24 protein-coding genes are annotated in these 23,409 nt (G+C 67.1%); 15 read left to right on the top strand and 9 right to left on the bottom strand.

The window, feature by feature from the left end; genetic code table 11:
• Positions 1–42: 42 nt before the first annotated feature.
• Positions 43–483, bottom strand: coding sequence for a YchJ family protein (locus tag ABIB26_RS02410; protein WP_354239209.1), 441 nt, complete (start codon positions 481–483; stop codon positions 43–45).
• A 243-nt stretch (positions 484–726) separates the two neighbouring features.
• Between ABIB26_RS02410 and ABIB26_RS02405 the strand changes: the two genes are divergently transcribed.
• The 6 genes from ABIB26_RS02405 (at position 727) to ABIB26_RS02380 (ending at position 5,622) form a co-directional block, all read left to right on the top strand.
• Entirely contained in the window at positions 727–1,380 is a 654-nt protein-coding gene (locus ABIB26_RS02405; protein ID WP_354239207.1) for a hypothetical protein, read from the top strand.
• Positions 1,381–1,420: 40 nt separating this feature from the next.
• The gene (locus ABIB26_RS02400; protein WP_354239206.1) at positions 1,421–2,425 is read left to right on the top strand and encodes an aldo/keto reductase family protein; all 1,005 of its coding nucleotides are present in this window, start codon (positions 1,421–1,423) and stop codon (positions 2,423–2,425) included.
• A gap of 3 nt (positions 2,426–2,428) precedes the next feature.
• A complete protein-coding gene (locus ABIB26_RS02395; RefSeq protein WP_354239204.1) occupies positions 2,429–3,283 on the top strand; it encodes an SDR family oxidoreductase in 855 nt (284 codons plus the stop codon).
• Positions 3,284–3,348: 65 nt separating this feature from the next.
• Positions 3,349–3,840, top strand: a complete 492-nt coding sequence (locus ABIB26_RS02390) for a DUF4282 domain-containing protein (RefSeq protein ID WP_354239202.1) — start codon at positions 3,349–3,351, stop codon at positions 3,838–3,840.
• A gap of 162 nt (positions 3,841–4,002) precedes the next feature.
• Positions 4,003–5,124 carry a sulfite oxidase gene (locus tag ABIB26_RS02385; RefSeq protein WP_354239295.1) on the top strand — a complete coding sequence of 374 codons (1,122 nt, stop codon included), beginning with the start codon at positions 4,003–4,005 and terminating at the stop codon, positions 5,122–5,124.
• Positions 5,125–5,166: 42 nt separating this feature from the next.
• Positions 5,167–5,622, top strand: coding sequence for a DUF1003 domain-containing protein (locus ABIB26_RS02380; RefSeq protein ID WP_354239200.1), 456 nt, complete (start codon positions 5,167–5,169; stop codon positions 5,620–5,622).
• Here ABIB26_RS02380 and ABIB26_RS02375 read toward each other — a convergent pair.
• The 4 genes from ABIB26_RS02375 to ABIB26_RS02360 all read right to left on the bottom strand — a co-directional run bounded on the left by ABIB26_RS02375 (position 5,616) and on the right by ABIB26_RS02360 (position 8,940).
• Positions 5,616–6,395, bottom strand: a complete 780-nt coding sequence (locus ABIB26_RS02375; protein ID WP_354239198.1) for an SDR family NAD(P)-dependent oxidoreductase — start codon at positions 6,393–6,395, stop codon at positions 5,616–5,618. The genes ABIB26_RS02380 and ABIB26_RS02375 overlap by 7 nt on opposite strands.
• A gap of 82 nt (positions 6,396–6,477) precedes the next feature.
• Positions 6,478–8,109 carry a DUF4389 domain-containing protein gene (locus ABIB26_RS02370; protein ID WP_354239196.1) on the bottom strand — a complete coding sequence of 544 codons (1,632 nt, stop codon included), beginning with the start codon at positions 8,107–8,109 and terminating at the stop codon, positions 6,478–6,480.
• Positions 8,110–8,167: 58 nt separating this feature from the next.
• The gene (locus tag ABIB26_RS02365; protein WP_354239194.1) at positions 8,168–8,614 is read right to left on the bottom strand and encodes a flavodoxin family protein; all 447 of its coding nucleotides are present in this window, start codon (positions 8,612–8,614) and stop codon (positions 8,168–8,170) included.
• Entirely contained in the window at positions 8,611–8,940 is a 330-nt protein-coding gene (locus ABIB26_RS02360) for a hypothetical protein (RefSeq protein ID WP_354239192.1), read from the bottom strand. Before ABIB26_RS02360 ends, ABIB26_RS02365 begins: the two co-directional genes overlap by 4 nt.
• Before the next feature lie 405 nt (positions 8,941–9,345).
• Here ABIB26_RS02360 and ABIB26_RS02355 point away from each other — a divergent pair, with 405 nt between their 5' ends.
• Complete coding sequence (locus tag ABIB26_RS02355; RefSeq protein ID WP_354239190.1) at positions 9,346–10,869, top strand: amidohydrolase; 1,524 nt, start codon at positions 9,346–9,348, stop codon at positions 10,867–10,869.
• A gap of 17 nt (positions 10,870–10,886) precedes the next feature.
• On the opposite strand, the gene ABIB26_RS02350 is transcribed toward ABIB26_RS02355, so the two are convergent.
• Entirely contained in the window at positions 10,887–12,071 is a 1,185-nt protein-coding gene (locus tag ABIB26_RS02350; RefSeq protein ID WP_354239188.1) for a Fic family protein, read from the bottom strand.
• 169 nt (positions 12,072–12,240) lie between these two features.
• Complete coding sequence (locus tag ABIB26_RS02345) at positions 12,241–12,750, bottom strand: hypothetical protein (protein WP_354239186.1); 510 nt, start codon at positions 12,748–12,750, stop codon at positions 12,241–12,243.
• A gap of 115 nt (positions 12,751–12,865) precedes the next feature.
• Between ABIB26_RS02345 and ABIB26_RS02340 the strand changes: the two genes are divergently transcribed.
• Positions 12,866–14,293 (top strand): HNH endonuclease, encoded by a 1,428-nt coding sequence (locus ABIB26_RS02340; protein ID WP_354239184.1) that lies wholly within the window; start codon positions 12,866–12,868, stop codon positions 14,291–14,293.
• A gap of 24 nt (positions 14,294–14,317) precedes the next feature.
• Here the strand turns inward: ABIB26_RS02340 and ABIB26_RS02335 are convergent, their stop codons facing one another.
• Complete coding sequence (locus ABIB26_RS02335) at positions 14,318–14,824, bottom strand: fibronectin type III-like domain-contianing protein (RefSeq protein WP_354239182.1); 507 nt, start codon at positions 14,822–14,824, stop codon at positions 14,318–14,320.
• Positions 14,825–14,912: 88 nt separating this feature from the next.
• Here ABIB26_RS02335 and ABIB26_RS02330 point away from each other — a divergent pair, with 88 nt between their 5' ends.
• The 7 genes from ABIB26_RS02330 to acs all read left to right on the top strand — a co-directional run bounded on the left by ABIB26_RS02330 (position 14,913) and on the right by acs (position 22,700).
• Positions 14,913–15,164 carry a type II toxin-antitoxin system Phd/YefM family antitoxin gene (locus ABIB26_RS02330; protein ID WP_354239180.1) on the top strand — a complete coding sequence of 84 codons (252 nt, stop codon included), beginning with the start codon at positions 14,913–14,915 and terminating at the stop codon, positions 15,162–15,164.
• Positions 15,161–15,433 carry a Txe/YoeB family addiction module toxin gene (locus tag ABIB26_RS02325; RefSeq protein WP_354239178.1) on the top strand — a complete coding sequence of 91 codons (273 nt, stop codon included), beginning with the start codon at positions 15,161–15,163 and terminating at the stop codon, positions 15,431–15,433. The genes ABIB26_RS02330 and ABIB26_RS02325 overlap by 4 nt, the downstream gene beginning before the upstream one ends.
• Before the next feature lie 333 nt (positions 15,434–15,766).
• Positions 15,767–16,384 (top strand): uracil-DNA glycosylase family protein, encoded by a 618-nt coding sequence (locus tag ABIB26_RS02320; RefSeq protein ID WP_354239176.1) that lies wholly within the window; start codon positions 15,767–15,769, stop codon positions 16,382–16,384.
• 153 nt (positions 16,385–16,537) lie between these two features.
• Complete coding sequence (locus tag ABIB26_RS02315) at positions 16,538–17,854, top strand: ATP-binding protein (protein ID WP_354239174.1); 1,317 nt, start codon at positions 16,538–16,540, stop codon at positions 17,852–17,854.
• A 173-nt stretch (positions 17,855–18,027) separates the two neighbouring features.
• The gene (locus tag ABIB26_RS02310; RefSeq protein WP_354239293.1) at positions 18,028–19,302 is read left to right on the top strand and encodes a GAF domain-containing protein; all 1,275 of its coding nucleotides are present in this window, start codon (positions 18,028–18,030) and stop codon (positions 19,300–19,302) included.
• A 247-nt stretch (positions 19,303–19,549) separates the two neighbouring features.
• Complete coding sequence (gene adhP / locus ABIB26_RS02305; RefSeq protein WP_354239291.1) at positions 19,550–20,560, top strand: alcohol dehydrogenase AdhP; 1,011 nt, start codon at positions 19,550–19,552, stop codon at positions 20,558–20,560.
• 109 nt (positions 20,561–20,669) lie between these two features.
• Complete coding sequence (gene acs, locus ABIB26_RS02300) at positions 20,670–22,700, top strand: acetate--CoA ligase (protein WP_354239172.1); 2,031 nt, start codon at positions 20,670–20,672, stop codon at positions 22,698–22,700.
• A gap of 96 nt (positions 22,701–22,796) precedes the next feature.
• Here acs and ABIB26_RS02295 read toward each other — a convergent pair whose 3' ends face one another.
• The gene (locus ABIB26_RS02295) at positions 22,797–23,384 is read right to left on the bottom strand and encodes an adenylate kinase (protein WP_354239290.1); all 588 of its coding nucleotides are present in this window, start codon (positions 23,382–23,384) and stop codon (positions 22,797–22,799) included.
• Positions 23,385–23,409 lie beyond the last annotated feature (25 nt).

Below are 23,409 nucleotides of genomic sequence, written 5' to 3'. Positions count from 1 at the left end.
GTCCGGATCCTGCCAGGGTCCGTCCCGTCAGGTGCCCTCGCGTCAGGTTGCCCCAAGGGCGTCAAGGTAATACCACCGGCGATCCACCCGCAGGAAACGGCTCGTTTCGTGATGGACGCCGCGTTCGCCGTCGTGCCGGAAGTGGGCCTTGAACTCGACGGTCCCCTCGCTGTCCAGCGGGCCTCCCCGGCTGGTGGAGACGATGTCCAGGCGGCGCCACCGCATCTCCGGATCCAGTTCCAGCCCGGCCGGCCGGGTATCGGGATGCCAGGTCCGCAGTAGGTACGCGGCGTCCAGAACCACAAAGGCGCTGTAGCGGGAGCGCATGAGCTGTTCCGCCGTCGGCGCCTCCGCCTCCCCGCAGTGGAAACGGGCGAAGCAATCGCCGTACTGCTCCCCCGAAAGGCACGGGCAGTTCCCTTCAAAGGTGCCGCGGTGCCGGTGGGCGTCCGGCCCGGGAGTGGTGGAAGCAGGACGCGTCACGGGGGTATCCTTCCGGCAGGCCGGACGACGCCGGCGGGGGCTTGTTCCGACTATAGACGCTGGCCTCCGCGACCGGCCCGCGCCCCGGCCCGCGCCCCGGCCGATAACAGCTTTGAAACGTCTTGGCGGACAACGGTGATCCCTGCGTGTCCGGGGGAAAAAGTCCGTATGGTTAAGGGGTGCTGTTGCCCGCCACAACCTTTACGGCGGGGACGATTCTGCAGGCCAGATTGGAGAGGTGAAGTGGGAGATCTGACGACCATCGCAAACCTGACCTTCCTCGGGACCCTCGGTGTGGCGTTCGTCATGTTCCTCGGCCTCTTCGCCGTATTCGGCGCCACGCTGGTGTTCGCCGGGATCGGGCGGCTGACGGTCTTCATCGTCATGGCCACCGCAGGCGTCCTGTCCAGGCCCGCCGGAGCGCGCACCAAAACCACCCGGCCCGCACTGCCCGCTAACACCGCCAGCCTCGCGAACGCTGGACGTCCCGCGAGTGCCAGGCAGCCCGCGTCTTCCGCGAAGTCTTCCAAACTTCCCAAGCCGGCCCGGTCCGCCCGGAAGGAAGCCCCGCAGTTGTCACCGGAGTGGGCCGCCGCCGTCGCGCGGGCGGATGCACGCGCCGCCGCGAGGTCCAGGGCCGAGGCAGCCCCGGCCGTCAAGGTCTCCGTCCGCGACCTGCCCAGCCCCACGGCTCCGGCGCGGGACATCACGAAAGTGGCCCCGCTCGTGGAGTCGGCCACGGACCGGAATGGCGAGCTCCACACCGTCCCGCGGGCCTTCAAGAAGCCGCCCATGCCCGCCGCGAAGTCCCTGCTGGACACCGGCTCGCTGGTGTCACTCGGCCGGCTGCCGCTGGGAACGGACAAGCGTCCCGTGCAGGAGCGCAAAGCCGGCTGAGCCCTTACCCCCGGCTGGCAAGTCCGCTACGGTGAAACCCATGGAATTCAGATACCTCGGGGACAGCGGCTTCAAGATTTCGGAAATCACCTTCGGCAACTGGCTCACGCACGGCTCCCAGGTGGAGAACGACGTCGCCACCCAGTGCGTCCGGGCAGCGCTCGACGCCGGTATCAGCACCTTTGACACGGCGGACGTTTACGCGAACACGGCTGCGGAGACCGTGCTGGGCAAGGCTCTCAAGGACGAGCGGCGGCAGTCGCTGGAAATCTTCACCAAGGTATTCGGCCCCACCGGCCCCAAAGGCCACAACGATGTTGGCCTGTCCCGCAAGCACATCATGGAGTCCATCGACGGCTCGCTGACCAGGCTCCAGACGGACTACGTGGACCTGTACCAGGCCCACCGCTACGACTACGAGACCCCGCTCGAGGAAACCATGCAGGCCTTCGCGGACATCGTGCGGCAGGGCAAGGCGCTCTACATCGGCGTCAGCGAGTGGACGGCCGGCCAGATCCGCGACGGCCACGCCCTGGCCAAGGACCTCGGTTTCCAGCTGATTTCCAACCAGCCGCAGTATTCGATGCTCTGGCGGGTCATTGAGGCCGATGTGATCCCCGCCTCCGAGGAGCTGGGCGTCTCCCAGATCGTCTGGTCCCCGATGGCGCAGGGCGTGCTGAGCGGGAAGTACCACCCGGGCAGGCCGGCGCCGGAGGGTAGCCGCGCCACGGATGCCAAGGGCGGCTCCAAGATGATCGAGCGCTGGATGTCCGACGAGGTCCTCACCGGCGCGCAGCAGCTCAAACCGATTGCCGAGCAGGCCGGGCTCACCATGGCCCAGCTGAGCATCGCCTGGGTGCTGCAGAACAAAAACGTGGCGTCCGCGATCATGGGCGCCTCCCGGCCGGAGCAGATCGAGAAGAACGTGGCGGCCGCCGGCGTGAAGCTGGATCCGGTCATCATGGACAAGATCGACGCCGCCATCGGCTCATTGGCCGAGCGCGACCCCGCGCAGACCAAGTCGCCCGCCTCGCGGGAGGCCTAGGCCATGGCATCTGCTCCTGAACTCGCCGTCACCGGTTCCACCGGGTACCTGGGCGGGCTGGTGGCCCGCGAGCTGGCCGACGCCGGCAGCCCGCAGCGGCTGCTGGTGCGCGACGCCGGCCGGGCACCGGAGCTGGAGGGCGCCGTTCCGGTGGTCTTCAGCTACGCGGATTCGATGCTCGCAAAGGCGGCACTCGAAGGGGTGACGACGCTCTTCATGGTCTCCGCAGCCGAAGCCGAGGACCGGCTGCAGCAGCACTACACCTTTGTGGACGCGGCCGCCGCCGCCGGCGTGCAGCATATCGTCTACACCTCGTTCTTCGGAGCGGCCCCCGACTCGATCTTCACCCTGGGCCGGGACCACTACGCCACGGAGGAGCGGATCAAGGCCTCCGGAATGGACTACACCTTCCTGCGGGACAATTTCTATCTCGACTTCCTGCCGCTGCTGGCCGCGGAAGACGGCCTCATCCGCGGACCCGCCGGGGACGGCGTGATGGCCGCCGTCGCGCGTGCCGACATCGCCCGCTCCGCCGTTACGGTGCTCCGGGATCCGGCCCTGCACGTGGGCCGGACCTACGACCTCACCGGGCCCGAGGACATCTCGCTGGCTACGGCCGCTGAAGTCCTGACCGCAGGGACCGGCCGCACCATCACCTTCCGGAACGAAACGCTCGAGGAGGCCTACGCCTCACGGGCGCCCTACGGCGCGCCGCCGTGGCAGGTGGACGCCTGGGTGAGCACCTACACCGCGATCGCCGCGGGTGAGCTCGCCGGCCCGACGTCGGCGGTGCACGAACTCACCGGCCGCGAGCCGCTGGGACTGGCCCAGTTCCTGGCCGAGTCACACTCACTTTAGGCACGTGTACTCCTGAGTTGCATCTTCCGGCGGCACCGGCCCCTTGCGGGTATGCTCTGCGTGAGATGCATGGAACCGTCACCTTCGCCGGAACAACTTTGGGGGCAATTTTGAAAAACCTATTCGACCTGTCTTTTACACGATTCGTTTCTCCATCGATCGCCAAGATCGTCTATATCCTGATCATGATCGCGTTGGGCGTGATGTACTTGGGCTTCGTCATCGCGGCCTTCGCCAGCCGCAATGCCGTTTTGGGCGTTCTGGTTCTACTGGTGATCGGGCCCCTGTTTGTGATCATTTACCTCGCCCTGGCGAGGATTGGCTTGGAATCGCTCGTTGCCGGCATCCGCACCGCGGAGAATACCGCTGAGTTGGTCCGACTTCAGGGCGGTTCGCCTCCGAGCGGCGCTCAAGCCGGCCTCCAGACTGGTCCGAACAACCCGGCTGCTTGGAATGCACCGGCCAACCAGCACCCCGTACCGCCGCAGACACAGCAATATCCCGCTGGATACCAGATGCCAGGAGAGCCCCCGACTCCTCCGACGCACCACGGCTAACCACGGCTTACCGCTGCTATCCACGTCAAGAGTTTGCCCTGCGCCGCGCCGGCTGGCCCAGTATTGACGGCATCCGCGCTCCGGCGTAGACCTGAAAGCAGATGACACCGGCCAAAACCGGGCTGGTCCGGAGCAGAATCGCAGCACGCCATGCCGAAGCAGATGTCCAGACACTCGTCCGTCCTGAAGGCCCCTCGCCGCGAGGCCCAGAGGCTCACGCCGCATCCCGGCGAACCGAGCCACGGGCCGCTGACCGCTGAGGAGCTCCAGCTCGCCGTGCGGAACCATTCGATGCCGCTGGAGGCGCTGCGGAATGACATCACACCGGCCGGGCTGCACTACCTGCTGAACCACTTCGACATCCCGTTCATCGATGCGGACCACTGGCACCTGCGGATCGGCGGCGCCGTTCAGCGGGCCGTCGAACTGAGTATCCGGGCGCTCCGCCGGGCACCAAGCATCACCCTTCCGGTGACCCTGGAGTGCGCGGGCAACGGCCGTTCGCTGCTCACGCCCCGTCCGCTGAGCCAGCCGTGGGTCCTGGAGGCAGTTGGCACCGCGGAGTGGACCGGCGTGCCGCTGGCCTACCTGCTGACCCAGGCGGGCGTGGACGACGACGCCGTGGAGGTGGTGTTCACCGGGGCGGATTCCGGGATCCAGGGCGGTGTGAGCCAGCAGTTCGCCCGGAGCCTGCCGATCGCCGAGGCCCTCCGGCCCGACGTCGTCCTGGCCTACCGGATGAACGGCACCGCGCTGCCGCCGCAGCACGGGTACCCGCTCCGGCTGGTGGTCCCGGGCTGGTACGGCATGGCGAGCGTCAAGTGGCTGACCTCGATCAAGGTGGTGACCAGGCCTTTCGACGGGTTCCAGCAGCAGGTCGCGTACCGCTACCAGCAGGACGCGGACGACGCCGGTTCCCCGGTCACGTGGATCAAGGTCCGCTCGCTGATGGTCCCGCCGGGGGTACCGGACTTCTTCACGCGGCGCCGGATCCTGCCCGCCGGACCGGTAATGCTGACCGGCCGGGCCTGGTCCGGGCAGGGCGCCGTGCAGCGCGTCGAGGTGGGGATCGACGGCAAGTGGGCACCGGCCCAGCTGGAGCGCCCCGCCGCTCCCTTCGCCTGGTGCGCCTGGTCGATGCCGTGGGTGGCCGACGCGGGCGAACACGAACTGTCCTGCCGCGCCACGGATGCCAGCGGTGCCACGCAGCCGCTGGAACAGGTGTGGAACTACCAGGGCATGGGCAACAACGCGGTGCAGCGGATCCTGGTGAGCGTCGAATAGCCGTTTCCCCGTCCCGCCTTCCCGGGCGCTTACGCTGGGCACATGACCGAGCAAAGAAGAACCTGGCACGCGGAACATAAAAAGGGGCTCAGCAAAGGCCAGCGCGCAGCGGACGTCATGCGCAACGGCATGGGCAGCTGGCCCTTCGTGGGTACCTTTGTGGGCTTCATGATCGTCTGGGCGCTGCTGAACTCCGTGGTCCTGGCCACGGTGGCCTGGGATCCGTACCCCTACATCCTGCTGAACCTCTTCCTGTCCATGCTCGCCGGGCTGCAGGGTGCCATCCTGCTCATCGCCGCCAAGCGCCAGGATGCGATTGCCGCCGCAATGGCGCAGCACGACTACGACACGGACCTGCAGGCCAAGGCCGAGATCGAACGGCTCACCGCGCTCAACAACCAGCAGCTGGAAATCCTGCGGGAACTGCGGGAGATCCTCGGCGAGCGCGGTGAGGGCCCGGGCCGGAACGCCGCGGGCGGTGAGAAGCTGCGTCAGTAGTCCACGATCGCGCCGGCGGAGATATTGACCGTGGCGTCGGTGATGGCCCCGGCCTTGTCCGAGGCGACGAAGCACGCCACGCTCCCGACGTCGGCCAGGGTGGCGGTCCGGTTCAGGTGGGCGGCCTTGGCGATCTCCGCCACGATCTCCTCCCGCCCCTCGGCCTGCCAGGGAATCGTCTCGATAATGCCGCCGGAGACCATCGTGACCACCCGGATGCCGTGCCTTCCCAGCTCAAGGGCCCATTGCCGGCGCAGGCCCGCCATCGCGTCCAGGGCCACCTTGAAGCCCCCCAGCCCGGGCAGCGTCTGCGGCCCGGAGCCGCCGAACATCAGCACGACGCCGGAGCCCTGCTTGATCATGTGCGCGGCCGCGGCGCGGGTGGTGAGGAAATGGGTGCGCGTGGCCAGCGTCACCGGCTGGGTGAAGTGGTCCACGTCAATCTCCATCAGCGGCTGCTGGATGTCGCCAAAGGAGATGACGTTGAAGGAGATATCGATCCGCCTGCTCTTCTTGGCCACCCGGGCGACAAACGCGTCGACCTGCTCTTCGTCGAGGGCGTCGACGACGGCGGTCTCCGCCTTGCCACCGTCCCGGTGGATGTCCCGGGCGACTTTTTCCAGCGGCGGTTCGGTGCGCCCGGCGAGGTGAACAAAGGCACCCTCCGCCGCGAAGGCCCGGGCCACGGCCCCTCCGATGGCGCCGCCCGCACCGTAGATCAGGGCGGTCTTGCCCAGCAGCAAACCGTTTCCCGGCACCTCGACGTTCTGCATGGTCGCCTGCCTCCCGCTGCGGAGTGGTAAATTCCCTCAACTATGTTCTCGCCCGGGCGCGGTGGCAAGGGGGCAGGAGACGCTAGGGCCGGGGCGGGGTTCCGGGCCCAGGTTCAGCTTCAGGTGGGCCGTCCGGTTCCACGTGGCCGCCCGTTCCCCCATGGTCCGCCGGGCCGGCGGACGCCGCGGGCCAGGCGGGAGGCCCGGCGTGGGGAAGCGCCTGGGCATCCGCCGGGTCCACTGGACCCATGTCCAGGTGGAACGGCGGGTATTCGTCCCGCATCAGGGCTGCGTAGGTGACAACACGGTAGATCCAGCGGTTCAGTCCCAGCAGCAGGTCAAACAGGCCGCGCGAGTATTGCCCCGTGAAGAGCAGGATGACGCCGGCGATGAACACCAGCAGACCAAGGAGCGAAATGCCACCGCCCTGCTGCACCGACTCGCCGTCGCGCACCACCCACGTCCGTGCCGCACCCGTCAGCACGCCGATGATGAGCAGATGGGGAATGGCCAGCAGCCAGGACTTCACCAGCACCAGGCCCCGGGACAGCCCCTCGGGATAGTCGACGTCGAAGTCCGCCGGGTAGTCCGTGCGGGCGAGGGTGAACGGCGGGTAGCGGTCCGTGCCCAGCGCCCCGTAGGCGTAGAAGGACACCCGCCAGTTCCAGCGGATCACGCCGACGCTGAAGTTGAACAGCGAGCGCGGATAGCGGCCGGTGAAGAGGATGGCGAACCACGCCGCGATGGTGACCACGATGAAGGCGAACCAGAGGAAGAACAGGATGATGAAATGCGGTATGGCCAGGAACCATTTCACCAGCCACAGCCAGCGGGACAGATCGGGGTCCAGAACACCGTTGAGCCGGGCCGGGTACACCACCGGGCCGGCGCCGGCCGGGGCACCCGCCGGATAGGGCTGGGCTGGATAGGGCTGGGCTGGATACGGCTGGGCTGGATAGGGAGGCCCGGCATAGGGTTGCCCATAGCCCTGCGCCCCGTAGGGCTGCCCGGGGTGCCCCGGCCCGGACGGCGGCGGTCCGGCGCGTCCCAGTCCCGCGGCGCCTGCCACAATCAGCGGCACGCCGACGGCGAGGAGCACAATCCCGCCGATCAGCAGACCAAGGAAGATCGGCCAGAGCAGGTCGGAGCGGGCGCCGGCGCGAAGGTCAACGGCCACCGGCGTGCTGGCGTCGGCATTCATGATGACGACGGCCCAGTTCCCGGACCGCAGGTTCCATTGGAGCTCTTGGGCCCCCGGCCCGGTGGCCGACGCTGTCCAGAAGCTTTGATCGGCCGGCCGCGGCGGGGTCTTGGTGCCGGGAACGTCGCGGTACTGCGCGCGGAAGGGGGAGAATCTGACCTCGATGAGCTCGGTGTGCTTTACGGCGGCCAGATAGGCCGCCGCATCGGCCTGCGGGGCGATCCCGATGAAGATCGCCTTAGCCGCATCGGCCGCGGAGCCCCGGATCTTGATGCTGCCCGGCACGTTGACAGGACCCGTCTCGGGGAAGCGGCCCTCGGTCATGACGTCCAGGCGTGGAGAAGTGAGGGCGTAGGAATCGGCAGCGTAGCGCTCCGAGGGCGTACTGAAGAATCCGTTGTCGCGCTGCTGGTAGTTGGCCCACCCGGCGGCGCCGGCACCGGCCAGAAGCCCCAGTCCCAGGAGTGCGCTGAGCGTGCCCAGCACGAGCATGACAATCCGGCCTGGTCGCATGACCGCCGTCCTTTCACAAGGTCCTTTTCAGGACTCCCCGTTCAGCCTGGACGCTGCCTCACCCTCCCGCAGACGTCAGCAGGGCCCGCGCCCAGGCCGTGGCCTTCCCAATCTCGCCGCTGCGCAGGGGCCCCTCGGTGCCCTTGACATAGAAGGGCATGGGTTCGGAAACGATCTCGGCGCCGCCCGAGCGGAGGGCCTGGGTCATCTTCTTCGCGGCATCCCCGTGGATGAACATCCTCACGCGGGTGTCGAACGCGGCCGCTTTGACCCCCTTGAGCGAGCCGTCCCCGAGGGCCGAGAGCAGCTCGGTGATTTTCGGCGTCGGACGCCAACCGTTAATGGGACTGCCGACCACCAGGAGGTCCCCCGCGGCGAGCACGCCGGGACTGAAATCCCCCACCGGGACTGCGGTGGCCTTCAGGCCGTCGAGTGCGTCCGTGATCGCCTCGGCTACCGACTTCGTGTTCCCGTAGGCGGAATCGTAGACAACATGGACTTTCATGCGATCTCGTTGGTTCTGATGATGCTCGGGGGGTCCACGATCCGCAGGCGGCAGGGCGTCACTGAGGCATCGATTCCGGAGGACAGCAGGGACAGCCGTGCGCGTTCGCGCAGTTCCTCGATGGCGCCGGCTGTCACCCGTGCGTGGGCAAGATCGATCACGATTTCATGGCCGGGCAATTTGGTGCTGACCCGGCGGCAGACGACATACAGGGCCCGGATGTTGGCGGCCGACACGACACCATGGACCTCGATCCGGGACGTCTCCAAGTTGTCGTTGATCCGGACTGTCACTTTCAGCCGGGGACTCCTGGCGTGGGTTTCCATGAGCCCGCCAGTGCGCAGATGAGAGCGGTCTTGGATCTCGAGTGGTCTTCTTTGTACATTCATGGCCGTGGTCTCCTGCTATTTCCTGCCGACGCGGGAAAGTGCGAAGCGCCATTTCCTTCCCCAAGGTTCCAGCGAGACCAGTACTGCGTTAGAAAAGTACTGCGTTACAAAGGCGGTTCGTCCCCCAATGGCCGTGCAGGAACCGCCCCAAATACAGCATGCGGCGTGCTTGCGGCCCGGGTAAGGGGCGAAAGTCCCTTGTCCGGCGGCGTGCGGTCGGGGCGGGGCGGCGAGTCCGGATTGGCGCGCTGCGGACGGAGCGCTGCGGACGGAGCGCTGCGGACGGAGCGCTGCGGCGAGTCCGGATTGGCGCGGGGCGTTCCGGCGCCTAGCCTGTTTCCTATGCCTGAGACGCCTGCCGATGCCGCGACCAGCCTCGTTCTTGCCGCCGTGCGGCTCCCCGGCGAAACGGCGCTGCGCGATGTCCACGTGCTGGACGGTTTGGTTTCGCGGATCGCTCCGGCCGGGGAACTGCCCTGTGTCCCCGGATCCCGCGTGCTGGACCTGGACGGACGGTACGTCATCCCGGGGCTCTGGGATGAGCATGTCCACATGACCCAGTGGGCCCTCGCCGCCAACCGGATTGACCTGTCCGGCGCCGCCTCGGCCCGCGAGGCGGCCGACGTCGTCCGGTCGAATATCGCGGACCACGGCCCTGCAGAAGGCAACAGCGACGCCGGCGGCCGCGCCGTGGTGGGCGTCGGCTTCCGGGACGCCGTCTGGGGCGACGTTCCCAGCCTGGACCTGCTCGACGGCGTCACCGGCGGCCTGCCGACCGCCCTGCTCAGCCACGATCTGCACTGCGTCTGGCTCAACAGCGCGGCGGCCGCACGCTACGGGATGCCGGTGGACGCGTCCGGGCTGCTCCGCGAGGAGCCGGCCTTTGAACTGACCCGCGAGCTGGGCAGACTGCCCGACCCGGTGGTGGATGCCTGGGTCCGGGAATCCGCGCAGGCAGCGGCCGCGCGCGGCATCGTGGGGATCGTCGATTTCGAAATGACCTGGAACCGGGACGTGTGGCTGCGTCGGGTGGCGGGTGGCTTCGGCTCCTTCCGGGTAGACGCCGGTGTCTACCCGCAGGACCTGGACCGCGCCGTGGCAGAAGGCCTACGCACCGGGCAGGTGCTCGACGGCGGGGCGGGACTGCTGCGGGTTGGCCCGTTCAAGGTGCTGATCGACGGCTCGCTGAACACCCGTACGGCGTACTGCGTGGACCCGTATCCGCACGGCGGCCGCGGCCTGCTCACTTTGAGTGCGGCGGAGCTGCTGGACTTGCTGGTCCGCGCCCGGGAGTCCGGCTTTGTTCCGGCGGTCCACGCGATCGGCGACGGCGCCAACGAGGTGGCCCTGAACGCGTTCGCTGCCGCCGGGGTCCGCGGCAGGATCGAGCATGCCCAGTTTGTCCGCAGCCAGGACTTCGCCCGCTTCGGCGAGCTGGGCCTGACCGCGAGCGTCCAGCCCGCCCACGCCCTGGATGACCGTGACGCCGCCGATTCGAACTGGGCCGGACGCACCCACAGGGCCTTCCCGCTGCGGTCCCTGCTGGCTGCCGGCGCCACGCTGGCGCTCGGTTCCGATGCCCCGGTGGCGCCGCTGGAGCCCTGGCTTGCCATGTCCGCGGCCACCACGCGGGCGCGCCAGGACGGGAGGGTGCCGTGGCATACGTGGCATCCCGAGCAGGCCCTCACCCGGACGGAAGCCCTGACCGCCTCAACCCGCGGGCGGGGCAGAATCAGGCTTGGTGACCCGGCTGATCTCGCGGTGCTCGACGGCGACCCGTTCGACGTGTCCGATGCGGCGTTCGCGGCGATGCCGGTAGCCGCGACGCTAGTGGCGGGGCGGTTCACGCACGGCGGCGGTGTCTAACGTAGGGCCCGGTCCTGTCACGCACCGTCGCGAAGAATCCTCGGCAGGAAATCCAGCTCGTTCAGTTGTTGCACCAGTAAGCCGGTCAGGTCACTTGGCGCCAAGCGCAAACGATAGCTTCGCTTTCCCTCGCCAATTGGCTCAATGACGCCGCGGTCCAGGAGCTTGCGAATGCCCTGGCTACGGGTTGCCGCCGAACCTGGAAAGGCGGTCCTGAGGTCGGCGGCCTTAGCCTCAGTGATCCGCGCGATGATCCCCAGCGCTGCGGCTTCCGGCACGGTGAACCGTGCTGAACGCAGTCCACGGTCAATCGCGGGGAGCAGGAGCTTGTTGGTCACGAACTCCTGCTTGCCAAGCATCGACAGTTTCCCCAAGTCAGCGAGCAGCCCTTCGAGAACATAGGTTGACCATCTGATAAGGGCGTCCGGTTCCAGGGAATCCGCGTCCTCCAACCGATCGTAGTAGAGCTCGCGGTTCTCGCCGAAGACTGCCGTGGGGTTCAATCCGCGGTATCCGGCGACGTCCGCGAAACCCTGCCGCCGCATTGCTGCGTATGTCAGGAGCCGCCCCACACGACCATTGCCATTTCCGAACGGGTGTATCCAGACAAACCGGTGGTGCGCCAGCGCAATCTTCAAAAGGTCGTAGTTCTGCTCGACATCCTCATTGATGAAGTCCAGTAGCAACGTCATGTCGCTGTGCACATCCCCTGGGGACGGCGGACGGTGACGCGAGCCGCTGATAGTCACATCACCCACCCTGTAGGCCCCAGGCGTCTTGTCGCCCTCCCGCTCCAGCCCGGAAACTGAAATGCGATGCAGCTCTCTGACGAAGCCATGACTGAGAGTGGTGCCGCGCTCCACGGTGCGATCCACAAACGCGGTTGCCTCATGGAGTTGAACAATCTCCTGTACCTCGTCGTTCGCCCGTCCGTCGACGGCCTTGTCTGACGCCGCCACACCCGCCACCGCATCAACAATCGAAGTGCGGTTGCCCTCGATCCGGGCGCTCATAATCGTCGAAAGCAACTGGAAGAGCGACTTCAACTGTCCGAAAACGACGGGACGAGTGGTTCCGTCCCCCAAGTCACCCCTGAGCCGCTCCAGCTGGATGATGGCTTTGGCCAGCGGCGAGCTGAAGGGGAACTCAGGGTACGCAATGGGCCGCATCGCTTGCATTCTTTCGTCTTGGGAAATGAACATTTAAGACGATGCCTTGAATTGGGCCTGAAAGTCAAGGAAGATGAACCGGCCAACGTTCGCAACAATTAATCTAGCGGAAGGCAAGATTTTAGTCGGCAGGAGGCGAGCCGCGTCCCCGCCGCGAGAAAATGCGGCTAGCTCGTCCGGGATTCACCTGCTGCGGCGGCGACTAGCTGCCTTTGACGCGGGCCTGGACCAGGTTCGCGAACGGGAGGCGGCCGAACTCCTCCCGGAACTCGGCGTGGTACCCGGCCTCGGCGGCGTTCAGCTCCGCTGCGGGAAGTTCCTTCCACGCGATGATCAGCGATCCTGCACTGGCGAGCTGCCAGATCAGCCTGCCGTCCCAGTGCCCCGGCGGCTTGCCCTGGCCGAAGTCGACGAACTCCTGGATCTGCCGGCGGAGCCCGCGGTTGCCCTTGCTGCCGGGTCCGGCCTTCCCGACGTAGAGGATATCGGCGTCGTCCACCCATTCGGCGGCGAGCGCGTCCGCCCGCAGGGTGGGGTCCTTCTTCTTGAAGATGCCTGCCGTGCTCCTGGACAGGAACTGCGGCCGGAATCCCTCGGGCCGCAGCACCGCGAAGATCCCGGGTTTCTGCGGGATCCGGTTGATCTCGAGGTCCGCCAGCGGCCGGAAACCGGTGAACCCGTCGGCTTTCAGGGTCTGTCTGTTGATCGGCATGGATTCCTTGGATCGGGGCGCGGGGCGTTCCTTCGAATTTTACGGATACGCAGCTTCGGTGGCCGCATTAATGTCGGTGGTCTTTATTGTCGGTGCCCCCTCTTAGAGTGGGTTCATGGACGGCGAGCAAGGGCCCGAAGTGGCTTCGAAAGCAGCGGTTGGTGTGGCGGTCACGGAGATGATCCGTAACCTGGCTGACGCACGGCCGGCCGCGGACGGTGCCGGGATGATTGACCAGCTCCGTAACCTCGAGGATTTGAAGTCCGCTGCGGCCGCGCTGCAGGCCCGGATCGCCGTCGCCTTTGATGTGCGGCAGCGCCGCGACCAGGCCGGCGCGGGCGTGCCGGCCGAGCAGCTGGGCGCTGGCATCGCGGCGCAGATCGCCCTCGCCCGCCGGGAATCACCGGCCAGGGGCAGCCGGCTCCTGGGTTTGGCCAAGGCGCTCGTCACCGAGATGCCGCATACCCTCGCCGGGCTGGAGACGGGCCAGCTCAATGAATGGCGGGCCACACTGTTAGTGCGTGAGACCGCCTGCCTGTCCGCGACCGACCGCCGCGCCGTCGACGAGGAGTTGGCGTCCGACGCCGGGACGTTCAGTGGAGCGGGCGACCGTGCGGTTGTTTCCGCGGCCCGGTCCGCCGCCTACCGACGGGATCCGCGGTCCGTTGCGGACCGCGCCAGCCACGCCGCCGCCGAGCGCCATGTCAGTCTCCGCCCGGCGCCCGACACCATGTGCTATCTGACGGCCCTCCTCCCGGTCGCCGCGGGCGTGGCCGCGTACGCGGCGCTGAGCCGCCATGCCGACGCGCTCGTCGCCGGCGGAGACCCCCGGGGCCGGGGGCAGATCATGGCCGATGCACTGGTTGAACGCAACACGGGGAAGGCAGGTGGAATCAACGGCATCGAGATCCAGCTCGTCATGACCGACCGCACCCTGTTCCAGGGAGACGGCGAACCCGCCCGGCTCCCGGGCTACGGCATCGTCCCCGCCGGGTGGGCCCGGGAGATCCTCGTCCCGGACCAAAACCAGGACCAAGACCAAGACCAGGCCATGAACCTTTGGCTCCGGCGGCTCTACACCGCCCCCGGCGCCGGCGACCTCGTCGCGATGGACTCCCGGGCACGGCTCTTCCCGCCCGGGCTGCGCAGCTTTGTCCAGGCCCGGGACCACACCTGCCGTACGCCATATTGCGACGCCCCGATCCGGCATCTGGATCACATCCGCCCGTGGAGCGGCGGAGGCACGACCACCAACATTAACGGCGCGGGGCTTTGTGAAGCCTGCAACCACGCTAAGGAAGCGCCCGGCTGGAGCGCGCAACCCCGGCCGGGGCCACGGCACACGTTTCAACTCACGACGCCGACCGGGCACAGCTACCAGTCCACCGCCCCGCCGTTGCCGGGATCTTCGTCTCCCGAAACAGCACCATCCCGCCACCGGCACAAACTCCGGCACCTCGCCAAGGTGCGCAAGCGCGCCGGACCTCGGGCCTCGGCAAGGGCATCGGCAAGGGCCACGGCAAAGGCGGCGGCAGCGGCCTGAGACGCTGCTGAATTGGCCGGCCGGCTATCGCCCGAACCAGGACTCGGCCAGTGACACGTCAGCCACCACGGTGTAGTCACCGGCCGAGTGCCCGAGCGCCAGGCGGTAGTTGCCACCGGGGGTATGCCACTGCCCGCGGCCGGTGTCGTAGGACGCCAACAGCCGCGGATCGACGTTCAGCCAGACGGTCCGTGATTCGCCGGGTTCGAGGTCCACGCGCTCGAGGCCGAGCAGCCGCATCCGGGTCCCCGCAGGATCCTCGAGGAGGTAGAGCTGGGGCACATCGGCCCCGCGTCGCGGCCCCGCATTGGTGACGGTGAACTCGGCACGCACCCCGCTCCGGCCCTGCACTGTCAGGTCCGCATAGTCGAACCGGGTGGAGCTGAGCCCGTGGCCGAAAGGGAACAGGGGGTCCTGCCCGGTCTTCGCGAACCAGCGGTAGCCGACGTCGGATCCCTCGCTGTAGTTGACCGTCGTCGGGGTCCCCCACGGCGTGCCGAGGCCCGGCAGCTCCGGCCGCGCTTTGCTCAAGATGCTGAGTGAGCTGGTTTACGAGGAGCTGCAGGCATGATCCGACCGGACTAGCAGGCGTACAATAAGTTGTACGCAAGGAGGTCCCGTGAAAACCCTTACCTATTCCCAGTCACGCGCGCATTACAAGGAGACCCTCGACGCGGTCACCGACGACCGCGAGGACGTCGTTATTACCCGCCCGGGAAAAGAAGACGTCGTCATGGTGTCCCGGTCCGACTACGAATCGCTGCGGGAGACGGCCTACCTGCTCCGCAACCCAGCCAACGCCCGACGAATCCTGGGCTCGATAGAAGAACTGGAAGCCGGCCGTGGTGTGGTGCGGGACCTGGCTGAATGAGGCTTGTCTGGTCCAAGGCGTCGTGGGAAGACTACCTATGGTGGCAATCCCAGGACCGCAGGATCCTCAAGCGGATCAACACGCTCATCAAGGACATTGCGCGCAACGGCAATGAAGGAATCGGAAAACCCGAGCCGCTCAAACACGGCTTCCACGGCTACTGGTTCCGCCGCATCACCGACGAGCATCGGCTGGTCTACAAGTTCGTCGAGACGCCCGGTGGCGTCGAGGTCTTGATTGCGGCCTGCCATTACCACTACGGAAACTGAATCGGCGGCTCGGGGCTCAACGCCCCCTAAACGCAACGCCCCTTAAACGAAGGGCCTGCAGGTACCTTCGCGATCTCGCTATGGAGATGGCTCGGACACTTACGTGTCCTGAACGACCCAACTAAATCAGATGGCTACCTGCAGGCGCTTTAAGCCTACGCCCGGCGATCGGCCATGACCAGTGGTCGGGCGTCTCTTGGGCCGGCGCCGCGGATCGGCTCCGTCAGCGCCCATCCTGTGACCCAAATCGCCCCTCAAAAACGCCCCCGCGCCCAAAAGCGTAGAGTGGAAGCAGACGCCTGTTTCTGGACGCTGAGCGCTGAGGGAGAAATCGTGACGATTGACTGGGACGAAAAAAAGGCCCTGCTGCAGGAACCGAACATCGCCGCCGTAACGCAGCTTTGCGACGAACTGATGGAAAAGAAGCCGGGGTCGGTCGTCCCCTACATCGATCCCGTCCATGACGAGGACGAGTGCCGGATCGTCAGCCTCCACATCGCCCCGGGCAAGGGCACCGAGTCGGGCTTCGTCTCCCACTTCAACGACGACGAGGCCGCCCGCCGCGCCACCTCCATCTACGACGCCGTCGAACTCGACCCCCGCTACGTGATGCCGTGGAACGCCTACCCCTGGGTCCGCGACCCCGAGCTCCCCTCCGCCCTGAACGTCCAGGAGAAAACGGACGGCCTGCGGCCCTTCCGCCAGTTCCTGAAAATCAACAAGCGCGTCTCGGCCGTCATCGCCCACGGCGCCGACGCCCACGCCTTCCTGACGCTCTTCGAGAAGACCTACCACTCGTCACTGAAGAACCGGGGCGTCAAGATCTACAAGGCCACCGCCCTCGGCGGCCGCGCCTTCGCCGTCTCGGCCACCAAGCAGGACGAACTCCTGGCGAAGAACGTCGAAGTTTACAAGGACGCCATGCAGCGGGCAGGCATCCAGCACCTCTAGGCCGGCCCCGAAGCCCGGCCGTCGCGTCTCCCCACCGGGCCTCCAGGTACGGGCGTAACGCAACGTCCCCGCAACCTGTCGTGCCCCCGGTTCGCATATGCTCAGCGGACAGGCTCAACTTGGCTCAGCGACGAACCACCCGGGAGACACCACATGACCAACTGGCGGATCAGGGATTTCCACTCGGCCGATCTTGACGGGATCCTCCACCTCTGGGAGTCCCTCAAGGCCAGCAATGTCGAGCCGGTCTACGCGCTCTCCGAGGTGCTCGCCTCCTGCGAAAAGGACCACGCCGTGGTCGCGGTGCAGGGCGATCAGCTGGTGGGCGCCGCCGTCGGACGGGCCGCGCACGACCAAGGCTGGATCGTCTTCCTGGCCACCCTCCCGGAATACCGCGGCCGCGGGATCGGCACCTCGCTGCTCGCCGCCGTCGAAAACCGGATGGCCCCGCACGGGCTGAACAAGCTCTCCGCGCTGATGCCGGAATCCGAAACCCGGGTGGAGGCGTTCCTGAGCCGCGGCTTCGTCCTGAAGAAGAACCTGCGCTACTTCGAGCGGAAAATCCCGGTCCAGCGCCAGGAACTTGAGCCGCTCAGCCTTCTCGGCGGCCGGATCCTGGCCCGCGACCTCTGGGAAAACGTGGCGGGCATGCGCAACGAGAAGGAACTGCTGGAACGCCGCCTCGTCCTGCCGCTCGCAGAGGCGGACCTCGCCGACGAGTACGGCGTGGTGCCGCCGCGCGCCGTCGTCCTCTTCGGCCCGCCCGGCACCGGCAAGACGACCTTTGCGAAGGCGATTGCCTCCCGGCTGGAGTGGCCGTTCGTGGAGGTCTTCCCCTCCCGGCTGGCCTCCGACCCCAAGGGGCTGGCGGGCGCGCTGCGCGAGACGTTCCTGGAGATCGCCGAACTGGAGCACGCCGTCGTGTTCATCGACGAGGTGGAGGAGATCGCCTCCCAGCGTTCCGGCGAACCGCCCTCTCCCCTGCAGGGCGTCACCAACGAGCTGCTCAAGATCATCCCGGCGTTCCGCGAGCAGCCCGGCCGCCTGCTGGTCTGCGCCACCAACTTCATCCGCGCCCTCGACTCCGCGTTCCTGCGCCATGGCCGCTTCGACTACGTCATTCCGATCGGCCTGCCGGACCGCCAGGCGCGCGAGGCCATGTGGCAGCGCTTCATCCCCGCCACCGTGGTGGACGACGTCGACGTCGAGCTCCTGGTGGACCGCACCGAGGGCTTCTCCCCCGCGGACATCGAGTACGCGGCCCGCAGCGCCTCCCAGCGGGCGCTGGAAAAAGCGGTGTACGACGACGGCGGCTCGGCATCCGGGGGCAGCGCCTCAGTCCGCGAGGCCGTCCGGAAGGGCCCGTCCACCCAGGAATACCTCGACGCGATCGCCGACACCCGGACCACGGTCAGCGCCGAAGTCCACCAGCAGTTCCTCGAGGACATCGACGACCTCGGGCGGGTCTAGATGGACTCAGTCAGTACGTTGTGACGGGGCCAGACCGCGATCAAGGTACCCCGCGGCGGTATGCTTGTGATTGGGGTCATACTTGGGCCCCACTTTCGCTTGACGACTATGGAGCCACCGTGCGTAGTCCCCGGTCGGTATCCCCACCCCCGGCAGCATCGAAGCAGCCCGGCATCAGGTCCGGGCAGGGGGCGCTTCGCAGAATCATTGAAGAGTCCTGGAAGCGTTCCTTGCGGCTGCAGGCCAACCCTGACATGCCGCCGTCCTCGCTACTCCTCGATGGTGAGGCCCTTGAGGAGTACCGCCGCGGCCATCCGCTGGCGTCAATTATGCCCGTGATCAATAAACTGCTGATTCAGCCCAGTTCCGATCAAGGGTTGCTCGTGGCCGTCGGTGATGAACTGGGCAGACTCCTGTGGGTCGACGGGGATGCTGCCCTGCGCCGGCGCGCCGAGCACATGATGTTCGTTGAGGGCGCGGACTGGTCCGAGGCCAGCGTGGGCACGAGCGCTCCCGGAACTGCCCTGGCGCTGGGCCGCAGCATCCAGGTCACCGGTCCCGAGCATTTCAACCGGGCTGTTCACGCGTGGAGCTGCACGGCGGTGCCGTTCCGTGATCCAGACACCGGGGCCGTGATCGGAGTCCTGGATATCACCGGCACCGAGATGGCAGTCGCCCCGCATACCCTTTCCCTCGTGGAGGCCACGGTCGCGGCCGCGCAGGCGCAGCTGCGCGTGGAGCGCCTTCAGCTGGCCGCCGCGAAGCGGGACCGGGTCGCGCGGCGGCGAAAACCTGTATCCGCCGGGCCCAGGACGGTTCCCGGCAGCCCGGTCCGAAGCCTCTATCGCAACAGCCTGCAGCTGCTCGGCCGCGACCACGCGCTGCTCAGCATCGAGGGCAGAACAGTATCGCTGTCTCCGAGGCACAGCGAGATGCTGGCGCTGCTGAGTATCCATCCGGATGGTCTCAGCGGTGAAGAGCTGGGCAGCATGCTGTTCGGCGAAGTCTCAGCCATGACACTGCGCGCGGAGATGGTCCGGTTGAGGAAAGTCCTTCAGCAGTTCAATCCTGCCGCCGTCCCGGAATCCCGGCCCTACAGACTCACCGTGGACGTACTGCCGGACGCCGGACAGGTCCTCAGTTGCCTCCAGCGCGGGGCACACAGGGTCGCCCTGGAAATTTATCGCGGCCCGGTGTTGCCTCGCTCCGAGGCTCCGGGTGTGGTGACGCTGCGGAGGCGCGTCTCCACACTCCTTCGGGAGGCGGTCCTAACGGACGGCAGCGCGGAAGCCCTGCTCCAGTATGCGGAACTTCCGGAAGCGAGCGATGACATTGCCGTCCGCATGGCGGCGCTGAAGCTGTTGCCGCCGCGCTCACCCAAGAGGGCTGCTGTGGTGGCCGACCTGGAGCGCCTGGAATCCGAGCTCGGCACAGACCAGCCCGGGTGACCTGACTCACAAGGCTGCAACCTCGTCGCAACCCTCCCTTCCCTAGGCTTTAGACCACGGACATCATCCTGCACAGCACAAGTGCCAGCGACGCCTGACAATCCGCGGGCCGCACCCGCACACCTCCGGCGAGGCTTTCGGCGGACAACGGGCATCACGCCCGGCCTCTGGCCTGATGTTCAAATTTCATGCCTGCGCATTATTTGCCGCGGCTACAAACGACGAAGGAATATCGACAATGACGACGATGAAAGCAGCTGTAGTTACCGAGTTCGGCAAGGACCTCCAGATCCAGGACCTTCCCGTCCCCACCCCGGGACGCGGTGAGGCCCTGGTCAAGGTCCTCACCACCGGCGTATGCCACACCGACCTGCACGCCGCGGAGGGGGACTGGCCGGTCAAGCCGTCACCGCCGTTCATTCCGGGCCACGAAGGCGTCGGCGAGGTCGTCGCCCTCGGCGAGGGCGTCACCGATCTGGCCGTCGGCGATTTGGTCGGCAACGCGTGGCTCTGGTCAGCCTGCGGCGACTGCCAGTACTGCCGGACCGGCTGGGAAACCCTGTGCGAGGCCCAGCAGAACGCCGGCTACAGCGTCGACGGTTCCTTTGGCGAATACATGCTGGTCGACACCCGCTTTGCCGCCCGCATTCCGGCCGGATCGGACCCCGTGGAGGTGGCTCCGGTGCTCTGCGCCGGCGTGACCGTCTACAAAGGCCTGAAGATGACCGAGGCCAAACCGGGCCAGTGGGTCACCATCTCCGGGATCGGCGGACTCGGGCACATCGCCGTCCAGTACGCCGTGGCCATGGGCCTGCGGGTCGCTGCGGTGGACATTGCCGATGACAAGCTGGCCCTGGCCAAGAAGCACGGTGCAGAGTTGACGGTCAACGCCCTGCACGAAGACCCCGTCGAAGTTATCCAGCGCGAAACCGGAGGATGCCATGGAGTCCTGGTCACGGCAGTGCACCCGTCAGCGTTCGGCCAGGCCATTGGGATGGCCCGGCGCGGCGGAACGATCGTGTTCAACGGGCTGCCGCCGGGGGACTTTCCGGCGCCGATCTTCGAGATTGTGCTCAAGGGCCTGACGGTCCGCGGCTCCATTGTGGGTACCCGGCAGGACCTGGAGGAAGCACTCGACTTCTATGCCCAGGGAAAGATCCACCCCACGGTGTCCACGAGGGAGCTCTCCGAAGTGAATGCCGTCCTCGACGAGATGAAGCACGCCAAGATCGACGGCCGCGTGGTCATCAAGTACTGATCAATCCCGGCTGCCTGCGGCGGCGGCGTATCCCTAGACGCCCTAGGGATACGCCGCCCGCGCACGCATTTTTCACCGCAGAATATGTAAGAAAGAACAGGGGTCACCCATGTCCAACGCCCGTACCGCGGCATCATCCACCCCTATCCAGGCAGGCGACGCCTTCAAAAATCTGTCCCAGGAGCACCGCCGTTTCGAGCCTTCGGCCGAGTCCGCGACGAACGCCGTGGTCACCGCCGGCGAGTATGCCGAGGCGGACGCGGACCGTCCCGCGTTCTGGGCCAGGCAGGCCCGGGAACTGCTGGACTGGTCCAGGGACTTCACCGAGGCGCTGGACTGGTCCAACCCGCCGTTCGCGAAGTGGTTCGCCGGCGGGGAGGTCAACGCCGCGTACAACGCCCTGGACCGCCACGTGGAAAACGGCCACGGCGACAGGGTCGCGATCTACTTCGAGGGCGAACCGGGCGATACCCGCACCTATACGTACGCCCAGCTCACCGAAGAAGTCAAGAAGGCCGCCAACGCCTTCGAGTCCCTCGGCGTGGCCAAGGGCGACCGGGTCGCGGTCTACCTCCCCATGATTCCCGAGGCCGTCATCACGCTGCTGGCGTGCGCCCGGATCGGCGCCATCCACTCGGTGGTCTTCGGCGGCTTCTCCGCCGAAGCGCTCCGCTCCCGGATCGACGACGCCGAGGCCAAGCTCGTGGTCACCGCCGACGGCACCTACCGCCGCGGCAAGCCCAGCGCGCTGAAGCCCGCCGTTGATGAGGCCTTGTCCCACGAGGGAAATGCTGACGGGCACACCGTCCAGAACGTCGTGGTGGTCAAGCGCAACGGCCAGCACGTGGACTGGCATGAGGGCCGTGACCACTGGTGGGCGGACACGGTCGGGGTGGCCTCCCCCGAGCACACCGCCGTCGGGCACGACTCCGAGCACCCGCTGTTCATTCTCTACACCTCCGGCACCACCGGTAAGCCCAAGGGCATCCTGCACACCACCGGCGGTTACCTCACCCAGGGCGCCTACACGCACAAGGCGGTCTTCGACCTGCACCCGGAGACGGACGTCTACTGGTGCACCGCCGACGTCGGCTGGATCACCGGGCACTCCTACGTCGCCTACGCCCCGCTCATCAACGGAGCCACCCAGGTCATGTACGAGGGCACCCCGGACTTCCCGCATCAGGGCCGCTGGTGGGAGATCGTCGAGAAGTACAAGGTGTCCATCCTGTACACCGCTCCGACCGCCATCCGCACCTTCATGAAGTGGGGCAAGGAGATCCCGGCCAAATACGACCTCTCCTCGATCCGCGTCCTGGGCTCGGTCGGCGAACCCATCAACCCGGAAGCCTGGATGTGGTACCGCGAGGTCATCGGAGCCAACGGGGGCAAAAACGGCGAACGGAAAGAAACCCCGGCCCCGATCGTGGACACCTGGTGGCAGACCGAAACCGGGGCGCAGATGATCGCCCCGCTGCCCGGGGTCACGGCCACCAAGCCCGGCTCGGCCCAGGTCCCGCTCCCCGGCATCGCCGCGGACGTCGTGGACGAGCTCGGCGAGTCGGTGCCCAACGGCTCCGGCGGCTACCTCGTGATCCGCGAACCCTGGCCGGCCATGCTGCGCGGCATCTGGGGCGACCCGGAGCGGTTCAAGGAAACCTACTGGTCCCGCTTCGAGAGCATCTACTTCGCCGGCGACGGCGCCAAGAAGGACGAGGACGGCGACATCTGGCTGCTCGGCCGGGTGGATGACGTGATGAACATTTCCGGCCACCGGCTCTCCACTGCTGAGATCGAGTCCGCGCTCGTCAGCCACCCCGCGGTGGCGGAGGCCGCCGTCGTCGGGGCTGCGGACGAGACCACCGGCCAGGCCGTCGTCGCGTTCGTGATCCTGCGCGGGGATGCCGTGGACACCGGCGACGCGATCGTCCAGGAGCTCCGCAACCACGTGGGCAAGGAAATCGGCCCGATCGCCAAGCCCAAGACCATCCTCGTGGTCCCCGAACTGCCCAAGACCCGGTCCGGGAAGATCATGCGCCGCCTGCTCAAGGACGTCGCCGAAGGCCGCGAGGTCGGCGACGCGACCACCCTGGCGGACAACACCGTCATGGCCCAGATCGCCCAGTCGCTGAAGAAATAACCGGCCCAACGCCGCGTACGATCCGACGACGACGGCGCCGCCCACTCCGGTGGGCGGCGCCGTCGTCATTTGCGGCCGGTGACGGCCGCTGCCTTACTAGCGTCCGCTTACGGCGGAGGCCCTGACGGGATGTTCCAGTCTGCGCATCACTCTGTCCGTGACGTCATCGATCCCGCCCATGCCGTCAATCTGGGTCAGGATCCCGCGCTCGGCATACTTCGCCACCACAGCTTCCGTCTGCTCGTGGTACAGGTCCAGCCGGTGGCGGATCACGGCCTCATTGTCATCACTCCGCCCGGTTTCCTTGGCACGGTGCAGGAGGCGGGAGACCAGTTCGCCGTCGTCGGCAGTCAGCTGCAAGACGACGTCAAGGACCTGGTCTCCGGACGCCAGAATGCCGTCCAGCTCGTCGACCTGGCACGTGGTGCGCGGGTAGCCGTCCAGGAGGAAGCCTGGCGTGGCGTCTTCCTGCAGCAGCCTGTCCCGCACCATCTTGTTGGTCACGCTGTCCGGGACGAAGTCGCCGCTGTCGATGTACTTCTTTGCTTCCAGCCCCAGCGGTGTTCCGCCTTTGACGTTGGCTCGGAAGATGTCGCCGGTGGAGATCGCAACGACGCCGAGGCGCTCGGAAATCCGTTCCGCTTGGGTGCCTTTGCCGGATCCGGGCGGGCCAATAATCAACATTCTCGTCATTTAGGAGTCCTTGGTG

It is taken from the genome of Arthrobacter sp. UYEF20, from assembly GCF_040546335.1.
GTDB lineage: Bacteria > Actinomycetota > Actinomycetes > Actinomycetales > Micrococcaceae > Arthrobacter.
Note: the sequence above shows the minus strand (reverse complement) of the source record. Positions and strands in the feature narration are given on the sequence as shown.